The organism is Mangrovibacterium sp., from assembly GCF_059905295.1.
In genome coordinates this window covers 1-10,130 of the sequence record NZ_JBZQJF010000251.1, presented here as the reverse complement: position 1 = coordinate 10,130, position 10,130 = coordinate 1, and the positions used below count along the sequence as shown (strand labels likewise).

Here is a 10,130-nt window from a genome sequence, read left to right as displayed (position 1 = left end):
GTTTTTTTGCATCAGTCAATTCTTTTTTTGACTGTGCATTGGCAGTTAATGAACCAATTAGCATTACTGCTACCAGAATTAAGTTTAACTTTTTCATATCTTTTTTAGATTTTAATTATAGTTCAAAGTTACATCCTGGAGTAGGGCGAGGGGTAACACTTATCGGAAGAAGAGTAGTAGTTTTAGGAAATGATCTTTTTAAGTTACAAGTTTCAAGTTTCCTAATGCAGGGAGCAAAGAAAAAGACCGCTCAAAAATGAACGGCCTTTCGTTTGTCATGGCGTATGTTATCAGCCGCTTAGGCTTTTGTTTTTTCAAGGAAGGGGTAATCGGTATAGCCTTTTTCTGCTCCTCCGTAAAAGGTATCGCGGTCGTAGTCGTTCAACCCGGCCTCTAATTCGATTCGTTTCGGAAGATCGGGGTTCGCAATGAAGTTCCGGCCAAAGGCGATGGCATCGGCTTTTCCGGCTTCAACATATTCGGCCGCTGTTTCCGGTGTAAAGCCATCGGCAGTAATAATGGTTCCCTTGTATGATTTCCAAAGGGCCTCTTCCTTGGCTGTTACATTTTCAATATCGCCCTGGCGATAACGCACCAGGTGTAAATAAGCCAGGTCGTAAGCATTCAACTTTTCAACCAGGTATTGATAAACCTCGTACGATTTCGGATCATACTCACCGTAAGGGTATGCAAATGGAGATAAGCGGATTCCTACTTTATCGGCTCCCAAAGTTTCAACCAGGGCATCGAGTGCTTCCAGAACGATACGTGCTTTGTTTTCAGCAGATCCGTTGTACTCATCGGTACGCTGATTGCTGGTTGCGTGCATAAATTCGTGCAGCAGGTAACCATTGGCAGCGTGTAATTCAACACCATCGAAGCCGGCAGCTAAAGCATTTTCAGCAGCCTTGCGGTAATCGGCGATTGTTTGTTTAATTTCTTCAACAGTTATAGCGCGGGGTGTTTCAAAGGGAACCTGTTCGAAGCTTGCTGTAAAGGTCATGCCTGGCGCAGCAACTTCCGACGGAGCTACAGGCAAACCTTCTTCCGGATGTAGGGAGCTGTGTGATACACGTCCAACGTGCCACAGCTGAACGAAGATCTTTCCACCTTCAGCATGAACGGCATCAGTAACTTTTTTCCAGCCTTCAATCTGTTCGGCACTGTAAATACCCGGTGTTAACGGATATCCCATTCCGATTGATGAAATCTGGGACGCTTCAGTAATAATTAGTCCGGCACTTGCGCGCTGGCGATAGTATTCCACGTTTAAATCGTTTGGAGCCAGGCTGCCCGGTGTTGCACGCATGCGTGTTAACGGAGCCATTACGATTCGGTTTTTTAGTGTATATGCGCCTAGTTGTAGCGGAGTGAATAATTTGTTTCCCATAATTGTTCGTTTTAGACCGATTGGTCGGTTTTCAGGCAAAAAAATTTAAAATGTTTCTACTTCTGTTTTAATCAGATCCACGATCTGTTCCAATTGTTTTCTGTTGTTTTCGATTCTGCTAATGATGACTGCACCTTCCAGCATCGTGTAAATCTTGAGTGCTTGTGTTTCGCAGTTGAGGCTTTCAGAGAATTCTCCACCTTCAACTCCTTCGCGAAGCATCGATGCAATAAATTCGCGGGATGCTTGAATAACCTGCTTCACACGTTCGCGAATAGCCGGATGTGTGTCATCGGACTCAGCTCCAAAGTTGATAACCGGGCAACCCCCGATTTCATCCCTGTGTTTTCCGTCCAGGGAATAATCGAGATAGGCCAGTAGCCTGGCTTTTCCGCCGGTGTAACTTTGAAGGTAGTCCTTCATACTGTTTACATAGCTTTGAGACAAATAATTGAACGCTTCCAGGCAAATCTCATCTTTGTTTTCGAAGTTCCCGTAGATGCAACCTTTGGCCAATCCGGTTGCCTCCATAATATCGCTCAGTGAAGCGCCGGCCATGCCCTTCCTGTTGATAATGGGAGCAGCTTTTTCGATGATAAATTGTCGTGTACGTTCTGCTTTGCTCATGATGAAACAAAAATAGACCATTCGGTCTAATAAATAAGACTAATCGGTCTTTTTTTTGATCGTCTTGATGAAAAATTAATGTTGAGGGGTTTTGTGATAGCTGACAAAGCTTACCGTATAATTCGAAATATCGGTTGTATGATAGCCATTGGCCAATATTTTTTACATTTTTGAGCGCAGAAAGAATAGTTAAAAATTAGTTTCGATGGAGCAAGAAGCAATCAAAGGACCAAAGAACCAGGGACGTGGCAACCGAACAACTGAAAAAGGTATTGAATCGATGTTTCGGCTGACTGCCAGTAATCAAATGCGACTGAGCTCGATTGGTGACAAAAAAGCCAACATCCTGATATCGATCAACTCAATCTTAATTTCGGTTTCAGCAGCTGTTGCCACCCGTCAGGCTATGGATTATATGCAGTTTATGCCGGCACTGGTCATTCTGTTTTTGTCGAGCCTGGTTTCGCTGATTTTTGCCATTCTTTCGTGCCGTCCTGAGATGAACCCCGCCCAGGTGACTAACGAGGATTTAAAGCAGCGGAAGGTTAACCTGCTTTTCTTTGGCGATTTTAACAAGATACCCTATCCAAAGTATCACGACGCCATGCGCGAAATGATGGATGATTACGATTACTTGTATGGAAACCTGATCATGGATCAGTATAATCTGGGGAAATCGTTATCCCGGAAGTATAAGTTACTGCGCATGGCCTACAATATTTTCATGTATGGCTTTATTCTGGCCGCCCTGGTTTTCGTTTTGAATTATTTGTTTGTGTAATAGGGCCGCCTGCTCCGGATTGGCTGGGGTAGGAAAGTTTGGTTATCTGGATTCCTTCTTTTCATGAAAACAGATGAACGCTAAGACGCTGTCCTTTGTCGTATTTCTCGGAGATATATTGAAGACAACCCGACACCCACTGATAACAATGACAACAGCATATCCCAAAGGCTTTCTAGCTTTTATCATTGTTGGCGATTCTTGAGAATTATGCTTGTTTTCTACCAATCATCCCCATTTTAGCCATTGAATACAGCTATCCAAGAACGCTTGTGCTTCACAAAGCCCAATGCCAAAGCCTGGATGACGCGTGACACATCTCCAAATGACTGTTAAAGGTGAATAAATGATTTTGGTGCTCCGGGTTTCGGGCAAAGAAATTTGTTAAACCAAGATCGGGATGCCGGCTTAAAGGGTATATTCTGGTGTTTGATTCAGGTAGTTAATAAGGCCCTGAAAATCCTTTTCTGTTTTGTAGATGTAGTCTTCCCCCAATTTCATGGAATGAACATGGTGGTACAAGGTGGTTATATTCTCCTTAGACTGATTGGTTAATTGTTCGCTAAGTTGCTTGAAAAGTTGTGTTCTTTTTGCTTTCATCATTTGTTCGTTTTATGCAATTTCCTTTCCACTTTGCAAATTCAGGGCCAAATATAACATTAAGCGTTTGGTTTACAAATCCATCTTATAATCTATTGGAATACCGAATTCGTATTTTAGTCGGTTTTCATCTGCTCAGACAAACATTTTAGAGGTGAAAATATCGGCAATCCGTTCCAGCTTTTGTTGGTCGTATTCATTGTCTTTCTCAATGAGGTATTTTACGGTTCCGTAAAAGCCGGCGAGTAGTAATTCGGCCATCAGTGGTAAATCATCTTTTTCGATGGATCGGCATTCGCCTGAATCATAGGCATCTTGCAGTATTCGAATGATATAGGCCTTTTCAAACTCCATCATTCGGACGAAGCGTTCTTTGGAAATTCTTTTGTCGTAGTTCACATTGTTCACAATCCGGTAGATATTCGCCATGGATAGGGTACTTTTTTGAAACTCAATCATATATGTTTTGAGTTTGCAGGCGACTGTTTTTTGCTCTTCTACTTTGTCTTTCACCCTTTTCCGAAGTCTGGTTAACTCCATCTCAAGAACGGCGTCAAAAACTTCTTCTTTGCTGGTAAAGTAGTGGTACAGTGTGCTTTTTGCTTTGCCGCTGGCCGCAGCAATTTCGTCCATCGTTGTTTTCTTCAGCCCATACTGTTGAAACAGTTTTTGCGCCTGGTTAACGATCTCTTCCCGTACTGCTTCATCTTTATTCAAATTCATCTAAAACCGACTAAATTAGTTTTCTGGTCTAAAAGTAGTCCTGAATTCCTTTTTGTACAATATCCAACTATTTAAATTCTTCTACTGTTTAACAAACATTAACAGCTTTGCCGGTTTTGAGCTGCAGTGAAAGATGGAATCATCGTTTCTGGTGAATGGAACAGGGAAAATGGCTTGTTAGATGTGGACACTGATTGCTTGCATTCGTTTTTATGCCGGTTTATTCTGATGCTCTTTTTATAGATGTATCTGTGCCGGATCGTATTCTCATTTGAAAGTTTAGTGAGTCACTTAGGATGTAAAAACTAGGCTAATTTGACACTTTTCGTGAACTGATACATAATTTGAGTGTTTTCTAAACCAATAAGTCAATATACTATGAACACTGTTTTTACCCAGGTCAAGAATGCATTGGGCAAGCCCTATGACGATCTTCACTTTTTACTAAACTGCTTTAAAGAAGTACTGGAAGAGAATAACCAGCAAAAACTGGTTGGTTTGCTTCCGTGGTTAAACTCGACTGTTCCGTCGGAACCTGACTTGATCAGTAATGAATACATACACATGATGTCGATGTGTTTTCAGTTACTGAATTTGGTTGAGGTAAACGGAGCTGTGCAGAGCAGGCGCCACAAGGAAGATGAAGATATGGCGCAGGTGAATGGCTTGTGGGCAAATCAGTTTAAACAGTTGAAAGAGCAGGGGATTACCGAGGCTCAGATTTTGGAGGTTCTACCGAAAGTGCTCGTTGAACCGGTATTGACAGCACACCCGACTGAAGCGAAGCGGGCTGTTGTGCTGCAGGAATACCGCAAATTGTACTTATTGCTTGTGAAACGGGAAAACCAAATGTACACCCGCATTGAGCAGGCCGATATCCGTCAGGAGATCAAGCAAATATTGCATCGTCTGTGGCATGTTGGGGAGATTTATATTGAAAAACCGCGTCTCGAATCAGAGCTGGATAATATTCTTCACTACCTGACCAATGTATTCCCGGGTGTGATTATGATCCTGGATAAGCGCTTACGTCAAGCCTGGAAAGAATCCGGTTTTGATCCGAAAGTGCTGAATAATTCAGACTTGTTACCGGTACTTTCGTTTGGTAACTGGGTTGGTGGCGACCGTGACGGCCATCCTTTGGTAACACCGGAGATAACGAAAAAGACCTTGGAGAAACTTAGGATCCATGCCTTTTATATCATTAAAAATGAATTGAAAGATCTGGCTCAGAAGCTTAGTATCTATCACAATATATCGGAGGTAAGTCCGAAATTTACGACTCGCATTCAGGAACTTCGCGAGGAGGTTGGTCCGGCTGCAGAGGTCGAACTGGAAGATCATGCCGAGGAGGTTTTTAAAGCCTTTGTGCTGATCATGATTCAGAAAATACCAATTGATCTGAGCCGTGAGTTTAACCTGGAGTTGGAAGACCGCGTTAACAGTTACCGGAGTTCTATCGATTTGATTGCAGATTTAAACCTGCTTTACGAGGAATTGGAGAACTGTGGAATTGGCGAAGTTGCTCACCTGGATGTTGGCCGTGCCAAACGGATTCTGAAAATCTTTGGTTTCCACCTGGCGAAATTGGATATTCGTCAGAACAGTGCTTATCACGAGAAAGCTTTGAAACAACTGGTAACCGCTTCGCTTGGTGAGGAAGCTGCAGCACGCATCGAAGAATCGCAGGAAGCAAAGCGGGCATTTTTGGATGAGGAACTAAAGATTAACCGTCCGTTTTTGGTGCAGCATCAAAACCTGGATGTGGAAGGTCAAAATGTAATTGGTTCCTTGCAGGTAGTTGGCGATCATGTTTATAAATACAGTGTGAATGCTTTCGGAAAGCTGATTGTTAGTATGACCCGAAATACGGAGGACTTGCTGACGGTTTACCTGTTTATGCGCGAGGTTGGTTTGATCGTTAAGAAAGACGATAAACTGGGTGCTGTTTTGCCGGTAGTACCGCTCTTCGAAACAATCGAAGACCTGAAACTGAGTCCGCAAATACTGGAGGATTACCTCCAACACCCGATTGTACAACAAAGCTTGAAAATGCAATCCTGGGAGAATCCCAACGGTGAGCTCATCCAGGATGTGATGGTTGGATACAGCGATAGTAATAAGGATGGCGGAATTTTAGCAAGTTCCTGGTTTTTGCACGAAGCACAAAAAGAACTGACAGAGGTTGGTGCCAAGTATGGTGTGAAGATTCGGTTTTTCCACGGTACCGGAGGTAGTATCAGCCGCGGTGCAGGGCCAAGTCACTGGTTTATTAAAACCTTGCCGTATGGTTCTATTAATGGTAAGTTCCGGGTTACCGAGCAGGGAGAAACAATTGAGCGTAAATACGCCAACCTGGTGAATGCTGCTTACAATTTGGAATTGATGGTATCGAGTGTAACGGCTCAAACCGTTTTACACGAAAATACCAAAGGGAAACGCGAGGAAGTAGAAAGCTTGTTCCGTCGTTTGGGAGATCGGGGGCGTTATTATTACCGTCAACTGATTTCCGATCCCGATTTTATCACCTTCTTTTCGCAGGCTACACCAATCGATGTGATTGAGTCGAGTAAAATCGGTTCCCGTCCGGCGCGTCGTACCGGAAAACGCAGTATGGAAGACTTGCGGGCGATCCCCTGGGTTTTTAGCTGGTCGCAGTCGCGTTTCAACATTACGAGTTGGTACGGCGTGGGTTCAACCTTGAGTGAGTTGAAAAATGAGAATCCGGAAGAATACAATAGCTTATTACAATTTGTGGAGTACGATCCGTTTGTGCGCTATGTGATGACCAACCTGGATAGCAGCCTGGCGTCGACTGATGTGCGAATCATGGAAAAGTATGCTTCTCTGGTTGAAGATGTGGAGATTCGTGAACGGATCATGGAGGTGATCAAAAATGAATTGGAACTGACCCGCAAGATGGTGGCCGATGTACTGAAAAGACCAATAAACGAACGGCGCATCAACCATTATTATTCAACCATACTAAGAGCCGAGGCCTTGAATAACCTGCACGATGCACAAGTCGAGTTGTTGCAAAAGTGGCGTACAGCGAAAAAAGAAAAATCGAAAGATGAAGATCACTATCTGTTTGCGCTGCTGCAGTGTGTCAATGCAATTGCCAATGCACTTGGAGCAACGGGGTGATTCGGGACAGATTACAAATTAAATCAGAATGAAGAAGACGATAGAGCGAGTGAGCTCGCTTTTTCCGGGAGCTACTCCTTACGAGGACGTACTGGAAGAATATTGCCAGCGAATGATAACAGAGCATGGCGTAGAACTGCATGAAACGATTTCAGCGTATTCGCTTTGCCCGGATGAATTGAATAACCCGGTTATTGAAAAGATCCGGGAACTGTATGGACATACTTTTGCGCTTGGAGGCGTTAGTGGTTATCCCTTTACCGGAGTAACCGGTTTTAATGCTTTTGGCGATCACATTCCCGACGATGGGAACGCTTTCATTTTTTACGGTCCGCATATGGGAATTAATGGCGAAAGGAACGGATACGTTCATCGGCCGGGGCAAGAGCGCGGCACGCTTTCATGTGGTGCGGCTTTGGGAGCATACCAGCAATTGGTGGATTCGGATTTTGCAGTTCCGGAAATCAATTATAACGACTATCAGCAATGGCGAATTAAGCAGTTTTTTTTGCCAAAGATTGATCAGATCTCGAAATTGACACCGGAATTGAATTTAATCGATATCATATTCGACGAAAGCCGGTTGTTTGTGCTTGAGCAGGCTGAACGGATTAAGAAACAGTTTACAGCCCGGCAGATGTATTTGTTGGGTGGGGTGGTGTTGAATACCCCTTTAACGATGCCGGACTATATTCAGGTTCGCGCTTTCGATGTGATTTAGGAAGTTGAACCCTCAGATAGTCGGATTTTTGGATGATTGGATAGTCAGACTACCAGCAAAAAGTAGCAAGTAACCAATCCCCGATGAAGCGGGCCTATTGGCTTTCTTACTCCTACATTTTTTATTGGTTATTCTATATTTTACATTTCAATTGGATCACTGGATTGTTGGAATGAGGAGCGGCAAGAAACAGCCCAACAGGCTGACAGCAATAGCCCGCGGCATCGCCGTGGGATTAACTTAACCCTGTAGGGGTCCAATTTGGGTAGAAAGAACACTCCCTTCCGATCACGCGATGCTGGACGAAGCGAAAAGATTTCCGCGTCCTCCTGTGTCGTCCTCGCAATGACGAATCTAATGATTGAAGGATAGATGGAATGAAGGATTGAGGGAGCTTCAAGTTGACTCAAATTCTAAGCTTTAAATTCCAAAAGGGAGCTGGCAGGAAAGTGGTCAGTCGCAGTCGCAATAACCAGTAACTAGACACCCGCAATAGCCCCCGCTCGTTCGGATTTGCAATCCGAACGCAACCAGTCAAGGATTTGTAATTAGTGGTGGTCGAAAGATTCTTAGCATTTTCTAATTTTCAATGGTTATCAACAAAAATTAATACGTGAGTTTGTAAATAATTAGTGTCCAGGTTGATAGTCTGATTTCATCTATTGTTCTTTGTCAGAAAAATGAAGAAAAATGTTTTCAGGACAAAAAATCAATATTCAAAAAATTTTAGGTTTAGTACCAGACGAGCTTTTAAGTCGGTTGTGTATGGATACTAAAGTTGATTATTGTGCTAAAGTTTTGTATGGCAAGCGAATCTTCAACCTGCTCCTGTATGGACTGCTTACTACAGATCGGACAAGTCAGAGAACTTTGGAGGATCTGTTTAATAGCGATTTGTTTAAATCACTATTCAGCTACGATGCAGACATGAAAATATCCCGAAGTTCCATATCAACCCGATTGTCCACCATTGATACAGAATTCTTTCGATTGGCTTACGAGGGTGTTTACAACGAGTTCTCAAAATTCTTTTCAGCGAAGGAACAATTAAAACAAAAGATAATCCGGGTTGATAGCAGCATGGTTGCGGAGACATGTAACAAACTTAAAGAAGGTCTTTCTCCCGGCAGTAAAAAGAAAAACAAAGGAGCTTCGGTAAAGCAAATAAAATTTACTGCCGCATTTGATGGGCTAACGGCATGCGCATTTGATATTTTTACTGATCCAAGCTATGCAAGTGAAGATAGGGCTATCCCTGAAGTGGTTCTTAAAAATGCGTCTAAAGACGGCTCTCAAACAAACATTTATACATTTGATAGAGGAGTTACTGCAAGCCAAACCTTTGCAAAACTAAATCAAGAAGAAATTGACTTTGTTGGTAGGCTAAAGACCAATCGAAAGTTTGAAGTTATCACATCTGACACATTGACCGAGATAGATCGAGATTTGGATGAACTAACCCTGATAAGTAGTCAGATTATCCATTTGTATAAAGACAACAACGTTGATCAAACAAACATTTACCGCTTAATTATCGCAGAACGAAAAGAAAAAATAGATACTACGCCTCCTGATAATAAAGGTAAAGTCAAGAAGAAAGAGAATATCTTCTATTTTTTTACAAACAACCTGGCTCTTTCCCCAAAAGAGATTGCCAAAATATATAGGCAACGATGGGATATCGAAGTCTTCTTCCGTTTTATTAAACAAGAACTAAATGCTAGTCACTTTATATCTGTCAGTAAAAATGGGATAACAGTGATGCTTTATATGACACTTATTGCTGCCATGCTGTTGCAGCTCTATAAAAAACTTAACGGAGTAGGCTACAAAACAGCAAAACGAAGATTTACAATTGAGCTATGGCAAACACTTATAGCCGTTATTGTTAAGGAATGTGGAGGCAACCCAAGCTTGATTAATAATGGTTATTTTAATCAATTTTCAGTTCCATGATTTTGTCCATTCAAAATTGCCATCACCTTGTATTTCTTTCGACCACCACTAATTTTTAATCCCCTCTTTGGGGCGACACACATAACCGCTCTTATTGAATTTTGCATTGGGAACATTATTGCAAACAATATCAATTGCTTTTTTTGTATCTCCAAGACGGGCTGCCGTAAGTGCACCTTTTCCCT

At 42.6% G+C, this 10,130-nt stretch carries 8 protein-coding genes; 4 read left to right on the top strand and 4 right to left on the bottom strand.

All coding sequences use genetic code 11. The features are described 5' to 3' along the window. Window positions 1-298 precede the first annotated feature (298 nt). On the bottom strand, window positions 299-1,390 hold the full coding sequence (locus AC37HE_RS13025; protein ID WP_500783283.1) for an alkene reductase: 1,092 nt from the start codon (window positions 1,388-1,390) through the stop codon (window positions 299-301). A 45-nt stretch (window positions 1,391-1,435) separates the two neighbouring features. Next, the gene (locus AC37HE_RS13020; protein WP_500783282.1) at window positions 1,436-2,017 is read right to left on the bottom strand and encodes a TetR/AcrR family transcriptional regulator; all 582 of its coding nucleotides are present in this window, start codon (window positions 2,015-2,017) and stop codon (window positions 1,436-1,438) included. A 205-nt stretch (window positions 2,018-2,222) separates the two neighbouring features. Here AC37HE_RS13020 and AC37HE_RS13015 point away from each other — a divergent pair, with 205 nt between their 5' ends. Continuing rightward, on the top strand, window positions 2,223-2,798 hold the full coding sequence (locus tag AC37HE_RS13015; RefSeq protein ID WP_500783281.1) for a Pycsar system effector family protein: 576 nt from the start codon (window positions 2,223-2,225) through the stop codon (window positions 2,796-2,798). 408 nt (window positions 2,799-3,206) lie between these two features. Here the strand turns inward: AC37HE_RS13015 and AC37HE_RS13010 are convergent, their stop codons facing one another. Both AC37HE_RS13010 and AC37HE_RS13005 read right to left on the bottom strand, forming a co-directional pair. Continuing rightward, window positions 3,207-3,401, bottom strand: a complete 195-nt coding sequence (locus AC37HE_RS13010; RefSeq protein WP_500783280.1) for a hypothetical protein — start codon at window positions 3,399-3,401, stop codon at window positions 3,207-3,209. 132 nt (window positions 3,402-3,533) lie between these two features. Next, complete coding sequence (locus tag AC37HE_RS13005) at window positions 3,534-4,121, bottom strand: TetR/AcrR family transcriptional regulator (protein WP_500783279.1); 588 nt, start codon at window positions 4,119-4,121, stop codon at window positions 3,534-3,536. A 378-nt stretch (window positions 4,122-4,499) separates the two neighbouring features. Here AC37HE_RS13005 and AC37HE_RS13000 point away from each other — a divergent pair, with 378 nt between their 5' ends. The 3 genes from AC37HE_RS13000 to AC37HE_RS12990 all read left to right on the top strand — a co-directional run bounded on the left by AC37HE_RS13000 (window position 4,500) and on the right by AC37HE_RS12990 (window position 9,945). Further along, window positions 4,500-7,268, top strand: a complete 2,769-nt coding sequence (locus AC37HE_RS13000) for a phosphoenolpyruvate carboxylase (protein WP_500783278.1) — start codon at window positions 4,500-4,502, stop codon at window positions 7,266-7,268. Between the two features lie 28 nt (window positions 7,269-7,296). Next, a complete protein-coding gene (locus AC37HE_RS12995) occupies window positions 7,297-7,989 on the top strand; it encodes an LCIB family protein (RefSeq protein ID WP_500783277.1) in 693 nt (230 codons plus the stop codon). A gap of 690 nt (window positions 7,990-8,679) precedes the next feature. After that, window positions 8,680-9,945, top strand: coding sequence for an IS4 family transposase (locus tag AC37HE_RS12990; RefSeq protein ID WP_500783276.1), 1,266 nt, complete (start codon window positions 8,680-8,682; stop codon window positions 9,943-9,945). Window positions 9,946-10,130: the final 185 nt, after the last annotated feature.

Coding starts and splice junctions, on each gene's coding strand:
- AC37HE_RS13025 (WP_500783283.1), bottom strand. CDS start 1,390: ATGGGAAACAAATTATTCACTCCGCTACAACTAGGCGCATATACACTA.
- AC37HE_RS13020 (WP_500783282.1), bottom strand. CDS start 2,017: ATGAGCAAAGCAGAACGTACACGACAATTTATCATCGAAAAAGCTGCT.
- AC37HE_RS13015 (WP_500783281.1), top strand. CDS start 2,223: ATGGAGCAAGAAGCAATCAAAGGACCAAAGAACCAGGGACGTGGCAAC.
- AC37HE_RS13010 (WP_500783280.1), bottom strand. CDS start 3,401: ATGATGAAAGCAAAAAGAACACAACTTTTCAAGCAACTTAGCGAACAA.
- AC37HE_RS13005 (WP_500783279.1), bottom strand. CDS start 4,121: ATGAATTTGAATAAAGATGAAGCAGTACGGGAAGAGATCGTTAACCAG.
- AC37HE_RS13000 (WP_500783278.1), top strand. CDS start 4,500: ATGAACACTGTTTTTACCCAGGTCAAGAATGCATTGGGCAAGCCCTAT.
- AC37HE_RS12995 (WP_500783277.1), top strand. CDS start 7,297: ATGAAGAAGACGATAGAGCGAGTGAGCTCGCTTTTTCCGGGAGCTACT.
- AC37HE_RS12990 (WP_500783276.1), top strand. CDS start 8,680: ATGTTTTCAGGACAAAAAATCAATATTCAAAAAATTTTAGGTTTAGTA.